This window comes from Modicisalibacter luteus DSM 23508 (assembly GCF_000378505.1).
Classification (GTDB): Bacteria; Pseudomonadota; Gammaproteobacteria; order Pseudomonadales; family Halomonadaceae; genus Modicisalibacter; species Modicisalibacter luteus.
The window spans coordinates 423317-441380 of record NZ_KB899989.1 but is presented as its reverse complement, the minus strand read 5'-3'; the positions used below and the strand labels follow the sequence as shown (position 1 = coordinate 441380).

Annotated in this window: 19 protein-coding genes; 10 read left to right on the top strand and 9 right to left on the bottom strand. The window is 58.8% G+C overall.

Annotated elements, in window-relative coordinates:
* The first annotated feature begins 60 nt into the window (after positions 1-60).
* The 3 genes from guaA (at position 61) to F568_RS26170 (ending at position 2633) form a co-directional block, all read left to right on the top strand.
* A complete protein-coding gene (guaA, locus tag F568_RS0102070) occupies positions 61-1635 on the top strand; it encodes a glutamine-hydrolyzing GMP synthase (RefSeq protein WP_019017039.1) in 1575 nt (524 codons plus the stop codon).
* Positions 1636-1944: 309 nt separating this feature from the next.
* Positions 1945-2304, top strand: coding sequence for a nuclease-related domain-containing protein (locus F568_RS25550; RefSeq protein WP_019017038.1), 360 nt, complete (start codon positions 1945-1947; stop codon positions 2302-2304).
* Complete coding sequence (locus F568_RS26170; RefSeq protein WP_083932955.1) at positions 2247-2633, top strand: topoisomerase DNA-binding C4 zinc finger domain-containing protein; 387 nt, start codon at positions 2247-2249, stop codon at positions 2631-2633. The genes F568_RS25550 and F568_RS26170 overlap by 58 nt, the downstream gene beginning before the upstream one ends.
* A gap of 86 nt (positions 2634-2719) precedes the next feature.
* Here the strand turns inward: F568_RS26170 and F568_RS0102060 are convergent, their stop codons facing one another.
* A complete protein-coding gene (locus tag F568_RS0102060; protein ID WP_019017037.1) occupies positions 2720-3475 on the bottom strand; it encodes a DeoR/GlpR family DNA-binding transcription regulator in 756 nt (251 codons plus the stop codon).
* Positions 3476-3562: 87 nt separating this feature from the next.
* Here F568_RS0102060 and F568_RS0102055 point away from each other — a divergent pair, with 87 nt between their 5' ends.
* Complete coding sequence (locus tag F568_RS0102055) at positions 3563-4147, top strand: NUDIX domain-containing protein (RefSeq protein WP_019017036.1); 585 nt, start codon at positions 3563-3565, stop codon at positions 4145-4147.
* Positions 4148-4637: 490 nt separating this feature from the next.
* On the opposite strand, the gene F568_RS0102050 is transcribed toward F568_RS0102055, so the two are convergent.
* Complete coding sequence (locus F568_RS0102050; RefSeq protein ID WP_229804227.1) at positions 4638-5201, bottom strand: hypothetical protein; 564 nt, start codon at positions 5199-5201, stop codon at positions 4638-4640.
* 443 nt (positions 5202-5644) lie between these two features.
* On the opposite strand from F568_RS0102050, the gene F568_RS0102045 reads away from it, so the two are divergent.
* Positions 5645-6508 carry an oxaloacetate decarboxylase gene (locus tag F568_RS0102045; protein WP_019017034.1) on the top strand — a complete coding sequence of 288 codons (864 nt, stop codon included), beginning with the start codon at positions 5645-5647 and terminating at the stop codon, positions 6506-6508.
* A 47-nt stretch (positions 6509-6555) separates the two neighbouring features.
* Here F568_RS0102045 and F568_RS0102040 read toward each other — a convergent pair whose 3' ends face one another.
* The 6 genes from F568_RS0102040 to F568_RS0102015 form a co-directional block, all read right to left on the bottom strand.
* Complete coding sequence (locus F568_RS0102040) at positions 6556-7242, bottom strand: glutathione S-transferase family protein (protein WP_019017033.1); 687 nt, start codon at positions 7240-7242, stop codon at positions 6556-6558.
* 21 nt (positions 7243-7263) lie between these two features.
* Positions 7264-7440: a DUF1289 domain-containing protein gene (locus tag F568_RS24170; protein WP_019017032.1), complete on the bottom strand. Its 177-nt coding sequence runs from the start codon at positions 7438-7440 to the stop codon at positions 7264-7266.
* Positions 7441-7806 carry a hypothetical protein gene (locus F568_RS0102030; RefSeq protein ID WP_019017031.1) on the bottom strand — a complete coding sequence of 122 codons (366 nt, stop codon included), beginning with the start codon at positions 7804-7806 and terminating at the stop codon, positions 7441-7443.
* 112 nt (positions 7807-7918) lie between these two features.
* The gene (locus F568_RS0102025; protein ID WP_229804229.1) at positions 7919-9550 is read right to left on the bottom strand and encodes a DUF2252 domain-containing protein; all 1632 of its coding nucleotides are present in this window, start codon (positions 9548-9550) and stop codon (positions 7919-7921) included.
* Positions 9551-9565: 15 nt separating this feature from the next.
* Entirely contained in the window at positions 9566-10960 is a 1395-nt protein-coding gene (locus tag F568_RS0102020) for a PQQ-dependent sugar dehydrogenase (RefSeq protein ID WP_019017029.1), read from the bottom strand.
* Positions 10957-11385, bottom strand: coding sequence for a DUF2231 domain-containing protein (locus tag F568_RS0102015; protein ID WP_019017028.1), 429 nt, complete (start codon positions 11383-11385; stop codon positions 10957-10959). Before F568_RS0102015 ends, F568_RS0102020 begins: the two co-directional genes overlap by 4 nt.
* 312 nt (positions 11386-11697) lie before the next feature.
* Between F568_RS0102015 and F568_RS0102010 the strand changes: the two genes are divergently transcribed.
* From F568_RS0102010 to F568_RS0101990, 5 genes are all read left to right on the top strand, one after another.
* Positions 11698-13458 (top strand): mechanosensitive ion channel family protein, encoded by a 1761-nt coding sequence (locus F568_RS0102010; protein ID WP_019017027.1) that lies wholly within the window; start codon positions 11698-11700, stop codon positions 13456-13458.
* A gap of 143 nt (positions 13459-13601) precedes the next feature.
* The gene (locus F568_RS0102005) at positions 13602-13910 is read left to right on the top strand and encodes a hypothetical protein (protein ID WP_019017026.1); all 309 of its coding nucleotides are present in this window, start codon (positions 13602-13604) and stop codon (positions 13908-13910) included.
* An 87-nt stretch (positions 13911-13997) separates the two neighbouring features.
* Positions 13998-14441 carry a VOC family protein gene (locus F568_RS0102000; protein WP_040475730.1) on the top strand — a complete coding sequence of 148 codons (444 nt, stop codon included), beginning with the start codon at positions 13998-14000 and terminating at the stop codon, positions 14439-14441.
* Between the two features lie 79 nt (positions 14442-14520).
* The gene (locus F568_RS0101995) at positions 14521-14967 is read left to right on the top strand and encodes an Rrf2 family transcriptional regulator (RefSeq protein ID WP_026300275.1); all 447 of its coding nucleotides are present in this window, start codon (positions 14521-14523) and stop codon (positions 14965-14967) included.
* 124 nt (positions 14968-15091) lie between these two features.
* Entirely contained in the window at positions 15092-16006 is a 915-nt protein-coding gene (locus tag F568_RS0101990) for an NAD(P)/FAD-dependent oxidoreductase (RefSeq protein ID WP_019017023.1), read from the top strand.
* A gap of 74 nt (positions 16007-16080) precedes the next feature.
* On the opposite strand, the gene F568_RS0101985 is transcribed toward F568_RS0101990, so the two are convergent.
* On the bottom strand, positions 16081-17877 hold the full coding sequence (locus F568_RS0101985; RefSeq protein WP_019017022.1) for an NAD(P)/FAD-dependent oxidoreductase: 1797 nt from the start codon (positions 17875-17877) through the stop codon (positions 16081-16083).
* Positions 17878-18064: the final 187 nt, after the last annotated feature.

Here is an 18064-nt window from a genome sequence, read left to right as displayed (position 1 = left end):
CCGCTGGCTTTTGGATCACTGTTGCGACCTCGCCCGTCGCCGCTCAACAGAGAGCCCACGATGCAAGACATTCACGCCCACAAGATCCTGATCCTCGACTTCGGTTCCCAGTACACCCAGCTCATCGCCCGCCGCGTGCGTGAGATCGGCGTCTACTCCGAAGTGCGCGCCTTCGATATCACCGAAGACGAGATCCGCGAGTTCAACCCCAACGGCATCATCCTTTCCGGCGGCCCGGAATCCACCGTCGCCGAAGGCTCGCCGCGCGCCCCGCAGTGCGTGTTCGAGATGCACCTGCCGGTGCTGGGCATCTGCTACGGCATGCAGACCATGGCCGAACAACTGGGCGGTCGCGTCGAGGGCTCCAACAAGCACGAATTCGGCTACGCGCAGGTCAAGATCGAAGGCGACGACGACCTGTTCAAGGGCATCAAGGATCACATCGATGCCGAGGGCAACGCGCTGCTCGACGTGTGGATGAGCCACGGTGACAAGGTCGCCGAAGCGCCGGAAGAATTCACCGTCACCGCCTCCACGCCGAGCTGCCCGATTGCCGCCATGACCTGGCCGGAAATGCGCTTCTATGGCGTGCAGTTCCACCCCGAGGTGACCCACACCTTGCAGGGCCAGCGCATCCTCGAGCACTTCGTGCTGGATATCTGCGGCGCCGAGCGCCTGTGGACGCCGGCACGCATCATCGAAGACCTCTCTGCCCGCGTGCGCGACCAGGTCGGTGACCGCCACGTGCTGCTCGGCCTGTCCGGCGGCGTGGACTCCTCCGTGGTCGCGGCACTGCTGCACAAGGCCATCGGCGACCAGCTCACCTGCGTATTCGTCGACAACGGCCTACTGCGCAAGAACGAAGGCGACCAGGTGATGGAAACCTTCGGCAACCACATGGGCGTGAAGGTTATCCGCGTGGATGCCGAGGATGAATTCCTCAACAAGCTGAAGGGCGTCGACGACCCTGAAGCCAAGCGCAAGGCCATCGGCAACACCTTCATCGACGTGTTCGACCGTGAGGCCGCCAAGATCGAAGGCGTGGACTTCCTCGCCCAGGGCACCATCTACCCGGACGTGATCGAATCCGCCGCCAGCAAGACCGGCAAGGCCCACGTCATCAAGTCGCACCACAACGTTGGCGGCCTGCCCGAGACCATGAAGCTCAAGCTGGTCGAACCGCTGCGTGAGCTGTTCAAGGACGAGGTGCGCAAGCTCGGCCTGGAACTCGGCCTGCCCTACGACATGGTCTACCGTCACCCCTTCCCGGGGCCGGGCCTGGGCGTGCGCATTCTCGGCGAAGTGAAGAAGGAATACGCCGACATCCTGCGCGAAGCCGACGCCATCTTCATTGAGGAACTGCACAACGCCGACTGGTACCACAAGACCAGCCAGGCCTTCGCCGTGTTCCTGCCGGTCAAGTCCGTTGGTGTGGTCGGTGACGGCCGCCGCTACGAATGGGTCATTGCCCTGCGCGCCGTGGAAACCATCGACTTCATGACCGCCCGCTGGGCGCACCTGCCGTATGAGCTGCTGGAGAAGGTCTCCAACCGCATCATCAACGAGATCCGCGGCGTATCGCGCGTGACGTACGACGTGAGCAGCAAGCCGCCTGCGACGATCGAGTGGGAGTGATACAACTAGGGCAGGCGAGAGTCGCCTAGCCCCCCTGCATCACACGCCTCATACGAAAGCCTGCCTTTACCGGCAGGCTTTTTTGTTGCTAAACGTTACCATGCTAAGGCTAACTTGGATTAGACCGCTGTGACAGCAGCCGATAAGAAGACGAGGAAAGGACAGTGCGTAGGGGAGTCGCAGGGAAGGATGGCATCCGTAGGCGTTGAGTGCAGAAACCCACTTCCGATCATGAGCGGACGCTTTCGGAATAGAGCAGGTATATTCGCCTGCATGTGCCGGCTATCACTATACAACTGAGAAGAAACCATGGATTACTCGCCTGTTATTAACGAATTTCTCAGGATGCTATGGTGGCTGGTTCCGGCAATTTTTATAATCGGCTGTCTTAAGTCCTCTTGGTTCAAGGGTATACTCGGCGAAGCCTTAGTTAAGATGATCGCTGGCCTCCGGTTGCCAGCAGAGGCATATCAGCGTATCCACAATGTCACGCTTCCGACTCCCGACGGCACAACCCAGATCGACCATCTCTTTGTATCCCGGTTCGGTATCTTTGTCGTGGAAACAAAGAATATGAAGGGGTGGATCATAGGTGGCGAAGAGCAGGCGCAATGGACCCAGAAGCTTTACCGCAGCTCATTGTGGTTTTTACTGGTAATTCTACTTTGAAATCCAAAATGCCCGATAGCGTCACAATCGGTAGTGGCTACGTCAACTATATAAAATCGTTCCGCGAGGCTGTTCTGTCGGAGGACCAGGTTCAGGAAGTGTTAGCAAGAATCCGGAAAGTTCGGCTCGCTCCCTCTCGTGAAACACACCGACAACATGTTGAACGGCTCAAAAATCGCGACAATATTAACGCTAACCAAAAATGTCCTAAATGTGGAAGCAACATGGTGTTGCGTACTGCCAAACGGGGTGAAAATTCCGGTAAGCAATTTTGGGGATGTTTGGCATATCCTCAATGCAGGGTGATACACCATGCCTCTTGGTTATGATGTTGTATTGCAAATTTTCCGATTTCTACCCAAAGCGGCCATCATTACAGCTTTGCTGGTTCACTTATCATTCCGCTTTTCATCCATTAAGCGCTAATAATCGTAACACCGGCTGCTGCAAGTGGATTCGTCAATGAAACATCGGTACTTTTCTCAACAATAATTGTACTAGCGAGGGTGAGGTCACCGATCATGTACTGTGATGCGGCGTTGAGTTTGTCAGATGATGCGAGTACCACCGTCTCGGCAGCATGAGCCGCGAGCGCTCGCTTCATATAGGCCTCTTCAAGATCTCCCGTACTCAAACCGGCAGAAGCGTGCACGCCGGTCACGCCCATGAAGTAAACGTCAGCACGAATGTGGGAGAGCGCTTCTATCGCTGCCGTGCCCACGGTAACGATAGAGTGCTTGAAAAGCTTCCCGCCAATAAGAATGACCTCAATCGTAGGGTGACCAACCAGCTCAACAGCAATGCTGGGGCTATGGGTAACGACTGTAGCCACTAGCTCTTTAGGTAGTTGTCGTGCCATTTCCACTGCTGTAGTACCACCGTCTAGTATCACTACCTGACCGTGGGTCACCATCTTGGCTGCAGCTCCGGCGACGGCGCGTTTGGTCACCGACTCGATCGCCTGCCGGTGAGCGAAATCCGCTACTGCAAGCGAGGCGGGCAGTGCGCCGCCATGGACACGCTGTAAAAGCCCTTCGCTAGCTAGCTCTCTCAAGTCACGTCTAATCGTATCCTCCGAGACACCAAATGTTTCGCTCAATGCTTTGGCAATGACTTGGCCATCGCGTTTGAGCTGGGCCAGGATTTCGCTTTTTCTCTGACGAGTCAGCATACATTCCTCGTTGTGCACGAAATATCTTGATAGTGCATGATAGTGCATACTAAGCTGAATTTCACCTCTATGACGAAGGGAAAGGAAATGAATGCGACCGAGAACCGGGTCAGAATCATCGAAACTAAAGTGTTGTCCGATGACTGGTACGTGTTGAAGAAAACGACCTTCGACTATCTGCGCCGTGACAACGTATGGCAGCGGCAGAGCCGTGAAACCTATGATCGCGGCAACGGTGCTACCATTTTGTTATTCAATCGTGAGCGACACACAGTTGTACTGACGCGTCAGTTCCGTTTCCCGGCATTCGTCAATGGTCATGATGGCATGTTGATCGAGGCCGCTGCAGGCTTGCTTGATGATGCTTCGCCTGAAGAACGTATACGTGCCGAGGTGGAAGAGGAAACCGGCTATCGTATTCAGCATGTCGAAAAGGTTTTTGAAGCTTTTATGAGTCCTGGGTCGGTCACTGAAAAGCTCTTCTTCTTTATTGCAGATTACGATGCAGAATCAAGGATAGGCAAAGGAGGTGGTCTGAAAGACGAGGGGGAGGACATAGAAGTACTGGAGCTGCCTTTAGCAAAGGCTTTGCAGTTGATTCAGGAAGGCGTGATTGTTGATGGGAAAACCATTATGTTGCTACAGCATGTGGCCCTGCGACTAGGCAGCTAATGGCTTGGCCAACGGTGAGTCCCGGACCGGGTTTCAAGAACAGCATCCGTATCATCATAGAAGTCGAGCTACGTCTAATAAGTCAAACGACACAGCCCCTATCGGCGGGCGTTGCCTGTCAGTGGGGCGGATCAGCTCCAGTGTTATACCGGCACATCCTGAATGTCCGCTCCTGGCCGCAAGTGGACTATATATCTTGTGTATCTGGCGCCTCGCGCCGAAGGAAGAGGCAACTGCCAAGTATGTCTTAGTAGTTCGCTATGAAAGTCAGCCGAGTCCTGCGTAATCTCAAACCTCCAATCTCATCACCATTATTCCGTGGATTACCGCGTTCTGATCGATCACCAGGCTCACCGCATCCGCCTTGAATTCTTCAGAAAAACCGGCGTCGAGTCTTCTTGGTCACGAACACCCCGATTGCCTCCATCATGAGGCTTATCGGGGTGCCCGCTCCAAGTAGACGACTTCACAGTCACGGGATCATTTCTGATCAGAAGTTGATACCCATGCCGAAGGTATAGGCCCAGGCGCCATCGTCGTAGTTTTCTTCGGCACTGTCGCCGCTATCAAACAAGAACTGGTACTCGGCTCTGGCCTGAATAAAGGTGGTAGGCAGCATATAGTACTTGAGGCCAGTTTCCAGGCCGGCAATGCCGGTGTCGTTCACGCCGTCACCATAAATACCACCGAGCGAGGCACCCACAAAAGGTCTAGCCGCGCCTCGGCCGAAATGGTAGTCGGCAAAGCCCCGAGTGCTGCCATTCCAGACGTTGTCATCACCTTCCACATCAGCAAAGTTGGCGCTCTGACGAATACCCGCCAGCGTGTGATCGGACAGGTACCAACCGTAGTCGGCGGAAATACCAAAGCTGCTGCTGTCGAAGTCCTTGTCGCTGCTACCGGTACCGGAGAGGGAGAATTCCCTGTCACCCGTATTCGGGCCTATCTCTTGGGCCATGGCCGAGGAGGCAAGCAGAAGGGAAGCCCCAACTAACACGGGCAGAGAAGCATTTACGAAAACATTCATAATAGTACCCATTGCTAACATCAGCATTTAATCAAGTCTGTTGGCCTCGGGTGGGATTGAGTATTCAAGCTCCTTATCATCCGCACCATGCTGCCGACAATGGTCACAGTTTTTTGCTATCGATTCCTATTTGTCGACTTCTGCCAGAGAGCCTTACGGTCACTACCCAGTGTAGAAGGCGCCGCCCTTTTGCAAATAATAATTTTGGCTCTTCGCGGGCTAGCGTAAAACAGGGGGGACGTGGGGCGAGGCGAATAGAGAAACGGCGGTAAATTCGGATAAGTTGATGTACACCAAAACATGCATAAAACAGTTGTCGGTGCCGGCGAGCCCGTGAAGTGACCCCCGCCGACCCCAAGCCAGCCGTATTCGAGATATTGGTGCCGCCCACGACGAACGTATAAAGTGGAGCGTTATCATCTTAATTAAGCGGGGCCCACAGGATGCGGCCCGGGCGATTCGGAGTTGTCATGGCTACCCCCTCACAGCACGATATGCGTCTTCAGTTTCGCGAGCTGCTTGAACGCGACGAGTGCTTTTTCACCGCGTCTACATTCGACCCCATGTCGGCGCGCATTGCCGCCGATCTGGGCTTCGAGGTCGGCATCCTGGGCGGCTCGGTGGCCTCGCTGCAGGTGCTGGCCGCCCCCGATTTTGCCCTGATTACACTGAGTGAGTTCGTCGAACAGGCCACCCGCATCGGTCGCGTGGCGCGACTGCCGATCATTGCCGATGCCGACCACGGCTATGGCAATGCGCTCAACGTTATGCGCACCATCGTCGAGCTGGAGCGCGCCGGTGTGGCGGCGCTGACCATCGAGGACACCCTGCTGCCCGCCAAGTACGGGCGCAAGTCCACCGACTTGGTACCGCTGGAAGAGGGCATCGGCAAGATCGAGGCGGCGCTGGAGGCGCGAATCGACCCCGCCATGGCCATCTTTGCCCGTACCAATGCTGGCGTGCTGAGCACGGAGGATGCCATCACCCGTGCCAAGGCCTATGAACGGGCCGGTGCCGACGGCATCTGCATGGTGGGCATTCGTGATTTCGAGCATCTGGAAAGTATTGCCGAGCACTTGAACGTGCCGTTGATGCTGGTCACCTATGACAATCCCGAGCTACGTGACCGTGAACGGCTGGCCCGAGCGGGGGTGCGCGTAGTGGTCAACGGCCACGCTGCCTACTTTGCCGCCATCAAGGCGACCTATGACTGCCTGCGTGAACAGCGCGGTATCGCCGAAGGCAACCTCAACGCCTCGGAGCTTTCCACCCGCTACTCGACGCTGGAAGAAAATCGCGAGTGGGCGCGGCGCTACATGGATGTCAACGAATAAAGAGGCACCCCTGTGCCCGCCAGTCCCGATTGATGGGGCTGCGCATTTCAGGCCTGACGTAAGTCGGCCAGGACGCGACGCCCGCGCAGGCAGTCCTGCTCGTGCGCGTCATCGCGCCAAGTTTCCTGTATGCCTTGTTCTGTCCATGCGCTAACCGCCGGGTGGGCGAGCAAGCGCTCGGCATAGGCCTCGGCCTGTGCCGATAGAGGCAACCCATAGGTGCGGTAGCGAACTGCCACGGGTGCGTAGAATGCATCGACCGCGCCAAATGCCTCGCCTGCGAGCCAGGGCCCACCGAAGCGCCCGAGACCATCCGCCCACAACTCCATCAGCCGAGCCAGGTCCTTCTCCAGCGCCGGGCTTGGTGTCCCAAGCTCAATCCGTAGGCCACAGTTCATCGAGCATTCGTCGCGCAGGGCCATGAACCCTGAATGCATTTCTGCACACGCCGAGCGTGCCCAGGCACGGGCCGTTCTATCCGCTGGCCACACGTCTGGGTGGGCGTCTGCCAGGTATTCTACGATGGCCAGGGAATCCCAGACCAGCACATCGCCATCCTTGAGGCAGGGTACCTTGCCGGTGGGCGAGAATGCCTTGAAGGCATGCTGGACGGTGGTGCCAGCGAAGGGCGTCATTACCTCCTCGAAGGCGATGTCACAGGCTGTCATCAACACCCAGGGGCGCATGGACCAGGAGGAGTAATTCTTGTTGGCGATATAGAGCTGGTAAACCATGAGGATGCTCCTGGGCCGACATTAAAAGGATGATAGTTTCTTCAAGCGTTCATCGGCACGCTTTACCGTTTTCATCTTTTCGGGTCGCTTCATGGTTTTCCAGGTGCGTATCTCGTCCATGGTGCGACCGCAGCCGATGCACAGGTCCCCCTTGAGTTGGCAAATCGATACGCACGGGCTTTCGATCTTCTTGGCCATTCAATGCCTCACTGGCTTTGTGCGTAGTCGGTGTTGCCAGTCGCCTCCGTGCTCTCGCTGACACGCTTCCTCGCTATCGAAATCCACATGCCGCGAGACATCGCCGACATCGAGGCCAACCTCCGCCAATGCCTCGGCGGTCAGCTCGAGTACATGGCGTCGGGTATCGCCCTTGAGCGCGTTGGCCAGGTTGGGGTGGGTATCGAACACCCAGGTCACCACCAGACTGTCGGGAAACCGCTGATAATCGACCTGGTGGGTCAACCAGCAAAAGCCGGGCAGCAGGGGTTTGGCCTGCTCACAGGCCTGTGTCAGTGAAGCGACCAGTTGCCGCTCCATCTTGCCGCGTTCTCGCTTGGCAATCATTTAGCCTCCAAAAGCGTGCAGTTTGCCACGGGATGTCATCCTGCGAACCCCTTATCAGTATCAGAGGCAATCCTGCCGGGGCATTCGGGCCGAACCGCCACTCGCCGCCGGCTCAACGGTGCACGATATCCAACTGCGTGAACGCGCCCCGCGCATGGTCTTCGCGGAATAGCGCATGATCGCGGCGCACACGGTCGGCGGCTTCCGTGGCGAACTCCACGATATCTTCGGTAAACAGCGCCGGTGGCCCGATGGCGTTCATGATCGCCGGTTCGATGTCATAATCGATGTTGCCCGATTCGTCGGATAGCGCATGCACGCGCGCAAGAACGCGACCGCAGATGTCGGCATACTCCTTCCATTCGCTCTTGGAGAGGTCTTCAAGGTCGATATCGTCGCGAAACGGCGCGCGCTCGCGCGACATGTAACTCAACCCGTCGAACTCGATATGGCCGTAGAACACGTCGCCGCGCACCAGGTGCGCCGTCTGGGCATGGCTTATGCGCTCGGCGCGCGTATCCATCTCGAAGGCCGACGGCGGCACTAGGCCGGATAGGGCCGAGCGCCGTGCCTGCTTGTATTCGATGATCAGATCGTCTGTGCCGTCGCGCTCGGGGCCTTCGATGAGCACGTAATAGCGGTTGAGTCCCAGCGAGGCGGTGCCTTGCCCACGGCGCAGCGCCACGTCCTTTACACGCATGCCCTTGGCGCGTTCCGGCACCTCGATATCGTTCTCCTTGACCAACCGGTCAGTGATTTTCTGGAACTCGTCGCGACGCGACGAGATCGGCACCAGTTCCTCGGTCGACCGAAAGCCGCTTTTCGTCTCGTCGAGATAGTCTTCGGCCAGCCACTCGGCGCGATTCTCGTCGGCTGCTTTGAACAGCTTGCGAATGAGCTTTGGCGCGTTGTCGTAACGCATCTCCTCGTCCTGCTCGGTGCCCTCGCGCGCCAGCCGCTGCATATCCTCGAGATAGCCTTGCACGAAGTGGCGCACGATATTGACCTGTTGCTTGCGCTTGAGCTCGCCTTCGGTCTCTGCCGCAATCATGAAACCGACCGCACCACGCTTGATATCCCAGGTGAACGGAGCGTAATAGGACTCATCGAAATCGTTGACCGAAAAGATCGGGACGTTGTTCGCATTGGGCATGACGCCGAAATTCTCGGGATGGACGTCCCCAAGCGTGAGCACGGTGGGCATCCAGGCATCGTCACCGGCCATGTCGCGATAGAACAGCAACGCCGTACCGCGAAAGAACGAAAACAGCGAATCCGATAGCTTGTCGAACTTGATTTCGGCCTCCTCGGAGGATGCCGCGATGCGTGTCTCATGGTCCTCACGCAGACATTGGCGCACGTGCCGGCGACGGTCGTGGCCGGTCAATACCCGCGGGCGCAGCACGAATTCTCCGGCAGCCACCGCCTCGGCCAGCCGGCGAAAGGTATCGATGCGGGTGGCTACCACCGGGTGTGCATCCTCAAACGATTCACGCTCGAGTGCGGCCGCCAATTCCGCCTTGCTCATCGAAGAACGTCCCTCGATTCCCTGCTGCTGGGCTTGCTCGTACAGCGCCTTGCGCGTTTGTAACGGTTCCTTGGCCATGGGCATCCCTTCCTTGTCTCGTCTGCGCTTGATGTTGATGGGTTGTTGATACGGGTACGCCGCCAACGCCGATGCTATCGCCCCACCGAAAAATACCCCGAGGGAGAAGCCCATCGGGGTATTGCACGACTCCGTCATGAACGCATGATTCGTTCAGCTGGAGGGAGTGGGCTCATCTTCAGGTGTAGTGGATTCATCCTCGGATGTGGCGGGTTCGTTTCCAGCTGTCGCGGGTGCGTTCTGCGGCGAGTTGGCTCCCTCCCGTGTCACCCGCCAGACGGTGTTGGAAAGGTCATCGGCGATAATGACGGCGCCGTCCGGGGCGACGGTCAGGCCGACCGGCCGGCCGCGAGTCTTGTTGTCATCCGTGAGGAACCCAGTAACAAAATCGATGGGGTCGCCGTCAGGCTGGCTGTTGCTGAAGGGCACGAAGACCACCTTGTAGCCAACGGGGTCCGCGCGGTTCCAGCTACCGTGCTCGCCGATGAAGACACCCTCCGCGAATTCGTCACCCACAGCGGGCGTAGAGAAGTCTAGGCCGAGCGGGGCAACGTGCGAGCCCAGGCTGTAATCGGGCACGATCGCCGATTCCACTTTTTCGGGCTTTTGCGGCCGAACGCGCGGATCGACATTTTGCCCCCAGTAACTATAGGGCCAGCCATAGAAGCCGCCTTCCTGAACGGAAGTGAGATAATCGGGCACCAGGTTCGGGCCGAGTTCGTCACGCTCGTTCACCACTGCCCAGAGCTGATCTGTCCCAGGCTGAATCGTCAGCGCCGTGGGGTTGCGCAAGCCGGTCGCATAAGGCTTGTGCGCACCGGTCTCGGCATCGATTTGCCATATTACGGCGCGGTCGACTTCCGCTGCCATGCCGCGCTCGGTGATGTTGCTGTTGGAGCCGATGCCCACGTAAAGAAAACGGCCATCCGCACTGGCGGTCAGCGCCTTGGTCCAGTGGTGGTTGATCTCGGAAGGCAACTTCGCGACCTCCTCAGGCGGGCCGCTGGCCTGGGTCTGACCTTCCTCGTAATCGAATCGCACCAGCGCATCCTGGTTGGCGACATAAAGCGTGTTATCGACCAGGGCGAGCCCGTAAGGCGCGTTGAGGTTCTCGGCGAAAACCGTCTGCTCCTCATAGGTGCCGTCATCGTCACCATCGCGCAGCAGGGTCAGCCTGTTACCGCTCTCGACCGAAGTAGTGCCCTGTGACTTGATAATCCCGGCAATGAAGTCCTTTGGCTTCAATTTCGGGGCGTTACCACCGCTACCCTCGGCTACCAGGATATCGCCGTTGGGCAGCACCAGTGTCTGGCGCGGTATTTTCAGATCGGTGGCGATAGCCGTGATCGTGTAACCCTCGGGCACCGTCGGTTGCTGATCGCCCCATTCCGCCCGCTCGGGAACCGTCATGTGGGGCAATAGCCCTCGCTGTGGTTCTGGAAGGTTTGGGTTGGGACCATACTGCTGTTCCGGGGCCGCGGCGCTGTATCCACTTGCCCCCAGGAAAAACGAGAGGGTGCTGACGTAAAAGAGGCTGGAACGCTTCATGGCTTGCCTCCTGCGCTGAGACTGGAGAAACCGATCCAGGTCGCGGCGCATGCCAGCACAGTCACGATTGTCGAGAGAATGAAGCCCGTGGGCATCATGGCCCAGGCATCCCTGGCATGAACCAGCGCATTGAAGAAGCCCAGTATCCAAGTGATCAGCAACAGTAAAAAGTAGACGAGGTAGAGGCGACGGCGGGCGTGGGCCCGAAAGAGTCCAACGAGCCCACACAGCAGCGCGAGGCCGTTGAAAATGAGCCCGCCAGCAATCAGCCACGAAGCGAAGGTGCCCCACTGGATGTGGTAACTCGTCGAGTAGGCATAGTCACACAATGTGGCGCCGAGGAAGAGCGGAACGGTTCCGGCAAGCAATATGCCATGTAGCGGATGCAGCCCGCTTCGATACGTTCGTTCGGCAGTGGCTGTCACGGCAAGCTCCTTTTGCTGCCCATGCAAGTAGACGTCGCTTGGGGCCGGACCTTCTCCCAGCGCTGAAATCCTAAATATTCGGCCAAAGTGTAGCTTGCTCATGGAATTTTCACCAAAGTGGTCAGACTACGGGCTGAATATCCCAGGGCGTAGAGTCGACGGTCTTGCTGGTTGTTGCCCGAGCCAGGCAGTGGCGTCTAAATGCTGGACGAGACCGCAGCCGGTGAGTTGTACTGCGACCAGTCACTAACCCGGTAGCCTATAAAGATAGGGGCCGGTCGGATCGGGATCGATCTGGGGTGGCATACACGGATGGCCCATCTGATCGGTAAGGCGCGTATGAAGACAACTGGCTCATGGCTGCTGTGGCTGATGGCCGCAGTGGCGTTCACGTTTTCCAGCCTGTGCGTGGCGCAATCGCAGGGGAGCGAGAGCGAGGAGAGGCAATGGTTCTCTGTCGATTCGCTAAATGCGGGTCTTGATGAGCCACCCGAGGCGGTCAAGCGCCTGACGCCGCGTGAAGCGATCCGAAGTTTTCTGGACCTTACCGAGAAGGGAGAGTTTGCGGCAGCAGCGCATGTTCTCAACCTTTCCAACCTGCCCCCGGCTGAGCAGCAAGAGCGAGGGCCCCAGTTAGCCAGGCAGTTGTCTGAGGTGCTCAGACGTGGCGAGTGGCTCAACATCTCCAGCCTCTCCGGGCGTCAGGATGCTGCCATTGAGGACCCGGCGGGGCAGCATCCCCAGGCTGGCGAACCGCGGCGAAATATCGAACTGGCATCGCTCACGGCCAATGGCGAAGCCTATGATATTCGTCTGGGCCGGTACCGGGTAGGCGATGAGGAGCCAGTCTGGTTGATCATGCCGGACGGCGTGTCCTCGATTCCGGTGCTTTACGAAAAATACGGGCCCTCGTTGCTTGAGGAACGTATCCCGGAACGTTTCAAGGCCACGTTCGGGCCGCTCAGGATCTGGGAGTGGATGGCCATCCCGGTTGTGCTGGTGGCGATTGGCTTGGTGGGGTGGGGGGTCTACGGCCTGGTAGGGCTGGTGGCAAGCTGGTTGCCTTCCGGCTCTCCCACCATTTTCGCCGGCCGCATCAGGGGGCCCATGGCGCTCATCGTCATGTCGCTGGTGACCCAGGCGCTGCTGGACTATGTGGTGTCCTTCTCGGCCGTGGTAACCACCACCTTCCGGATGTTTTTGATCGCCATTCTTGCCTGGGGTGCTGGGACGATCGCGCTTCGCCTGGTGGACACCATCATGCTGAGAATGATGCGGCGTCTTGTGGGGCAGATCGATGACACCAAACCCAAGGACGAGCGCAAGCTGCTGACGTCGCTCTATGCGTTGCGGCGGGTCATCATCCTGATCATGGTGACCGCCGTGTCGGTCTATGTACTTGCTCAGATCCAGATTTTCGAGTCGCTGGGTATGTCGCTCCTGGCATCGGCCAGTGTCCTGACGGTGCTGGTGGGCATCGCGGGCCAGGCCGTGCTGAGCAATATCCTCTCCTCGTTTCAGGTGTCGTTGGCCAAGCCCATACGTATCGGCGATCTGGTGATGTTCGAAGGCCAGTGGTGCTATGTGGAAGGCATCTTTTATACCTTCATCCGCTTGAGAGTATGGAATGAGCGGCGCTTGATCGTGCCGGTCACGTACTTCGTCTCCAAGCCCTTCGAGAACTTTTCGGTCAAGAATGCGAAGGAGTACAGAAGCCTGGATATGACCCTTCACTTGAGCGCCGATATCCCATGCATCCGGGAAAAGTTCATTGAGTTCGCCAAGCAAGAAGACAGCATCATCGAGCATCACAAGCTGTTGTGCCAAGTGACGGGACAAACCGGCACGGCCCTGACGATTACCTGCTACCTGATGACGACCGATCCCATGTCCGGCTGGACTGCGGAAATGAATGTCAGGGAGAAGCTGCTGGCTTTCGTCCGCGACAATCATCCCGAATGGTGGCCGAGGGAGGTGGTGGTAATCAGCCATCAGGATATCGCCCGTGGCGAGAGTGCGGGTACCCGCCCGGAGTCAGAGGCTGACAACTCCGGTGAGCGGCCATCGGAGTGAGGCAACCGTCAGGCGGTGGTGATAGCCACCGCCTTATGCCACCGGCGAGGGTCGTCTACCAATTGCCCCTGGTTGTGAAACGCTCTGATAGGCGGCATTCGCGCCGCTGATCTATTCTTAATGTCTCACCCCACGGAGCCGACATGATGCGTCTGACGGATCACCAACGCAGCGTTATTTGTCGGGCTGCCTGCGAATGCTTCGGGGCGTCGTCTCGCGTGCGCCTGTACGGCTCACGCACTGATGACAGGGCGAATGGGGGCGACATTGATTTGTTCATTGAGACCGACATTCGGGATACCTGCGAGATTGCCCGCGCCGAGATCAATTTCCACGTTCAGCTACAAGAAGCCTTTGGCAAACAGCAGATAGACCTGCTGATCGATTATCCCGGACGCAGAACCCATCCCCAGATCTTTGACGTTGCCGAGCACACCGCGATCCCGTTATGACACGTTGAGAGGCGGCGGCCGCTTCCGGCTTGCCCAAGCCAGTGCTGCTGGATGCTAATGATCTTGAGGAGGCTGCGAGGTGACGGTATGGAACAGCGCATGAGCCTGATCACGCTGGGGGTATCTGACTTGGTGCGGGCGCGTCGTTTCTACGAGGCGGGATTGGGTTGGCAGGTCGGGCAGGCGGTCGAGGATGAGGTAGCCTTTTTTCAGCTCAACGGACTGATCCTGGCGCTCTTTCGCCGTGATGCCCTGGCAGCGGATGCCGGTATCACTGACTCCGGGGTCGGGTTTGGCGGCATCGCGCTCGCCTACAACGCCCGTAGCCGTGAGGAAGTGGACGACGTACTGGCCGAGGCAGAGCGGGCAGGAGGCAACATGATGAGGCCCGCCCAGGCAACCAGTTGGGGCGGTTATTCCGGTTACTTCGCCGATCCTGACGGCCACCTCTGGGAGGTGGCCCACAATCCCTATTTTCCCATCGATGCCGAGGGCAGAACGTCGCTGAGTAGCGGTGGCCATACGTCTTGAGCTTCGGGGCCGTATGCTGTGGTAGGGTGTAGGACGTTTGCTTCATCCCCCTAATACGCTCAAGACACCGATACCGAACGTGAGAACAGATAGCCGCCTCTCGCGCATGTTGCATGTATTGTTGCACATGGCACGAGAAGATCGTCCGATCACTTCCGAACAGATCGCCACTATGCTAGGCACTAACGCCGCCGTGGTGCGACGAACCATGGCGGGCCTGCGCAAGGCGGGGTATGTGCAGTCCGAAAAAGGCCACAACGGTGGCTGGCGAATTGCATGCGACCTGAACCAAGTCACGCTGCTGGATATCCACAACGCTGTCGGCGGGCCGCGCATCTTTGCCATCGGCACTGATCGTGAGAATCCGGACTGCTCGGTAGAGCAATTGGTAAACGAGGCAATCTCTGATGCCATGCGCCAAGCGGAGGCGCTGTTGATCGGGCGGCTGGGCGAGGTAACACTGGCCGAGCTGGCCAGCCAGTTTGACAAGATTGCGACCGGCCGTGGCTACCATTTCCCCCATTGATCCTTTCCTCCCAAGCCTGATCTCAGCCCGCTGAATCAAGGTGCGCGTTCTGGCGTTGACGGTTGTGCCTTCTTATGTATCAATAAAAGATACATGAAGGCAAACAGGTACTGGGGAGCATGGCATGACATATGACGTGGTCATTATCGGAGGTAGCTACGCAGGGTTGTCGGCCGGATTGCAGCTGGCTCGCGCTCGGCGCCGAATCCTGGTAATCGATGCCGGGCAGCCGCGCAATCGATTTGCCGAGCATTCTCACGGGTTTCTGACACAGGATGGGGTTCCGCCAAATGAAATCGCTGCCGATGGCAGGGGACAGATTATGGAATATCCAACGGTCGAATGGCGGACAGGCAAGGTGGACGCCGTTACCGGCGAGGCGGAGGACTTTACGGTGGCCTTCACCGAAGTTGTGGGGCGACGCGAGTACGCAAGGGCACGACGGATCATTCTGGCGGCAGGCGTGACGGATGAGTTGCCCAACCTTCCGGGACTGGCCAAACAGTGGGGCAAGCGCGTGTTTCACTGTCCTTACTGCCATGGTTACGAGCTCGGCCGGGAGGGCATCGGCGTATTGGCCTCGTCAGAGATGGCTATGCACCATGCTTTGATGCTACCGGACTGGGGAGAAACGACGTTGTTCGTGAACGATGCCTTTGAGCCAAACGTCGAGCAGCTGGCGCAACTTGAAGCGCGTGGCACCCGGGTGGTGCGAGGGTTGGTCGAGCGGCTTGCTGACCAGGGCGCATTCGCTGAAGGTGTCGCTTTGGTGATGGGCGACGGCAGGGTTTTCCCGCTGGCCGGGCTGTTCGTTGCACCTCGCATTCATCCCAGCTCGCTGGTACAGACGATCGGCTGTGAGTTGGAAGAGACACCGATGGGCAACGTGGTTAGAACCGGTGCGATGAAGGAGACGTCAGTGCCCGGCGTTTTTGCTTGCGGTGACGTCGCCCGCGCGGCGGGCTCGGTAGCCTTTGCGGTCGGAGATGGGGCTATGGCCGGCTTGTCGGTACATCGCACGTTGATGTTCGGACTGTAGCCATCGTTTTGTCAGGGGGATCTCAATATAGTTGCCATGCGGGCCGGTACGTTGGCGTACCGGCCCGTTGGGGGTCAGGCGAGGTGATGCACGTCCTGCAAGCCGTACACGGGCGTTGGAATGCCTTCCATGCGCGCCTTGAGCTGCAGCGCCAGGTACTGGGAGTAGTGGCGCGACTGGTGCAGGTTGCCGCCATGGAACCACAGCGCCTCTTGCTGGGTGGGCTTCCACATGTTGCGCAGTTCGCCCTCCCACGGGCCCGGGTCCTTGGTGGTGTCGGAGCCCATTCCCCAGCACTTGCCGACCTTATCGGCGACTTCCTGCGAGATGATGTGCGCCGCCCAGCCGTTCATGGAGCCGTAGCCGGTGGCGTAGACGATCAGGTCGGCAGGTAACTCGGAGCCGTCGGTGAGCGTCACCGAGCGCGGGTTGATGCGTTCGATGCCCACGCCGCTGCGCAGCTTGATCTCACCGTTGGCGACCAGGTCGCAGGCGCCCACGTCGATGTAGTAGCCGGAGCCACGGCGCAGGTACTTGAGAAACAGCCCGGAGTCGTCGTCGCCGAAGTCGAGCATGAAGCCGGCGTCTTCGAGCTTTTTATAGAACTCGGCATCGCGCTCGCGGATCTGGTCGAAGGCCGGGCGCTGGAAATCGGGCAGCAGCTTGTAGGGGATCGAGGCGAATATCAGGTCGGCCTTGTCGTGAGTGATCCCGTTTTGCAGGGCTTCTTCGGAGTAGAGCGGGCCGAGGGCGAGCTCCATCAGCGAGTCGGACTTGACCACATGCGTGGAGGAGCGCTGCAGCATGGTCACGTCGGCATCGTTTTCCCATAGCGCCGCGCAGATGTCGTGGGCCGAATTGTTGGACCCTACGACAATGACCTTCTTGCCGCGGTAGGCGTCAGGCCCCGGGTGCTGGCTGGAGTGCTGCTGCTCGCCCTCGAAGGTCTCGGCGCCGGGGAAGTGCGGCACGTTGGGCATGCCCGACATGCCGGTGGCCAGGATCAGCTGTTTGGGCCTGAGCGTGACCTGCTCGCCGTTGCGGTTGACGTTGACCGTCCATTCGCCGCTGTCTTCGTCGTAACTGGCGCTCTCACATTCGGTGGAACTCCAGTAGTTGATCTCCATGACCTTGGTATACATCTCCAGCCAGTCACCGATCTTGTCCTTGGGCGCGAACACCGGCCAGTTTTCGGGGAAGGGGATGTAAGGCAGGTGGTCGTACCACACCGGGTCGTGCAGGCACAGCGACTTGTAGCGGTTGCGCCAGGCATCGCCCGGGCGGGGGTTCTTGTCGAGCACGATGATCGGCACGTCCATCTGGCGCAAGCGTGCGGCGAGTCCAATGCCGCCCTGGCCGCCGCCGATGACTACGCAGTAGGGCTGACGGCTGTAGCCGAGCTCCTTTTCCTCGCGCTGGCGGGCTTCCAGCCAGGTCTCGTGGGTCTTGGTAGCGCCGTGTTCGGCCCCCTTGGGTCGGCGCAGGCCGCGCTGTTCGGGAAAGTCCTTGAGCTCCTGTATGGTGGTCAGCAGGGTCCAGCATTTGCCGTCCTTCAGGCGCAGGAAGCCTTTGCCGCGCGCCACACCGGTCTCGAAAGTGAACCATGCCTCGGTCACGCCGTTGGCCTCGGTGGCTTCGCCGTCGATCTGCCAGTTCGCCGGGCGGGTCTCGTTCAGCGTGGCGTTGAGCATCGACTGGATGGCGTCCTTGCCTTCCAGTGTCTTGAGATTCCAGGTGAAGGCGACCAGGTCGCGCCAATAACACTCCTCATCGAACAGGGCCATGACCCGTTCGATATCGTGCTGTTCGAGGGCGCTCTCGAAGGCGTTCAGCCAGTGTTGGACGTCCTGGGTTGGCGTGCGTGTCGTCATCGTTGTTCTCCGCATTGTTTGTAGGTGACACGCCTAGCCCGAGGCAGAAAGCGTGCCAAAAGCGGTGAACGATTCAGAAATGGCGGTAAATGGCTGAAAGGCGAGGGGGTTTATTCGGCCCGATACGGACAGGACCTCGGTAGCAGGGTACAGATGTGACACCTGTCATGTAACGGGGGGCGAAGGC

Coding starts and splice junctions, on each gene's coding strand:
- F568_RS0102050 (WP_229804227.1), bottom strand. CDS start 5,201: ATGCTGATGTTAGCAATGGGTACTATTATGAATGTTTTCGTAAATGCT.
- F568_RS0102005 (WP_019017026.1), top strand. CDS start 13,602: ATGATGCGTCTGACGGATCACCAACGCAGCGTTATTTGTCGGGCTGCC.
- F568_RS0102020 (WP_019017029.1), bottom strand. CDS start 10,960: ATGAAGCGTTCCAGCCTCTTTTACGTCAGCACCCTCTCGTTTTTCCTG.
- guaA (WP_019017039.1), top strand. CDS start 61: ATGCAAGACATTCACGCCCACAAGATCCTGATCCTCGACTTCGGTTCC.
- F568_RS0102055 (WP_019017036.1), top strand. CDS start 3,563: ATGAATGCGACCGAGAACCGGGTCAGAATCATCGAAACTAAAGTGTTG.
- F568_RS0102060 (WP_019017037.1), bottom strand. CDS start 3,475: ATGCTGACTCGTCAGAGAAAAAGCGAAATCCTGGCCCAGCTCAAACGC.
- F568_RS0102045 (WP_019017034.1), top strand. CDS start 5,645: ATGGCTACCCCCTCACAGCACGATATGCGTCTTCAGTTTCGCGAGCTG.
- F568_RS0101985 (WP_019017022.1), bottom strand. CDS start 17,877: ATGACGACACGCACGCCAACCCAGGACGTCCAACACTGGCTGAACGCC.
- F568_RS0102025 (WP_229804229.1), bottom strand. CDS start 9,550: ATGACGGAGTCGTGCAATACCCCGATGGGCTTCTCCCTCGGGGTATTT.
- F568_RS25550 (WP_019017038.1), top strand. CDS start 1,945: ATGGATTACTCGCCTGTTATTAACGAATTTCTCAGGATGCTATGGTGG.
- F568_RS0101990 (WP_019017023.1), top strand. CDS start 15,092: ATGACATATGACGTGGTCATTATCGGAGGTAGCTACGCAGGGTTGTCG.
- F568_RS0102000 (WP_040475730.1), top strand. CDS start 13,998: ATGGAACAGCGCATGAGCCTGATCACGCTGGGGGTATCTGACTTGGTG.
- F568_RS0102030 (WP_019017031.1), bottom strand. CDS start 7,806: ATGATTGCCAAGCGAGAACGCGGCAAGATGGAGCGGCAACTGGTCGCT.
- F568_RS24170 (WP_019017032.1), bottom strand. CDS start 7,440: ATGGCCAAGAAGATCGAAAGCCCGTGCGTATCGATTTGCCAACTCAAG.
- F568_RS0102010 (WP_019017027.1), top strand. CDS start 11,698: ATGGCCCATCTGATCGGTAAGGCGCGTATGAAGACAACTGGCTCATGG.
- F568_RS26170 (WP_083932955.1), top strand. CDS start 2,247: ATGGACCCAGAAGCTTTACCGCAGCTCATTGTGGTTTTTACTGGTAAT.
- F568_RS0102040 (WP_019017033.1), bottom strand. CDS start 7,242: ATGGTTTACCAGCTCTATATCGCCAACAAGAATTACTCCTCCTGGTCC.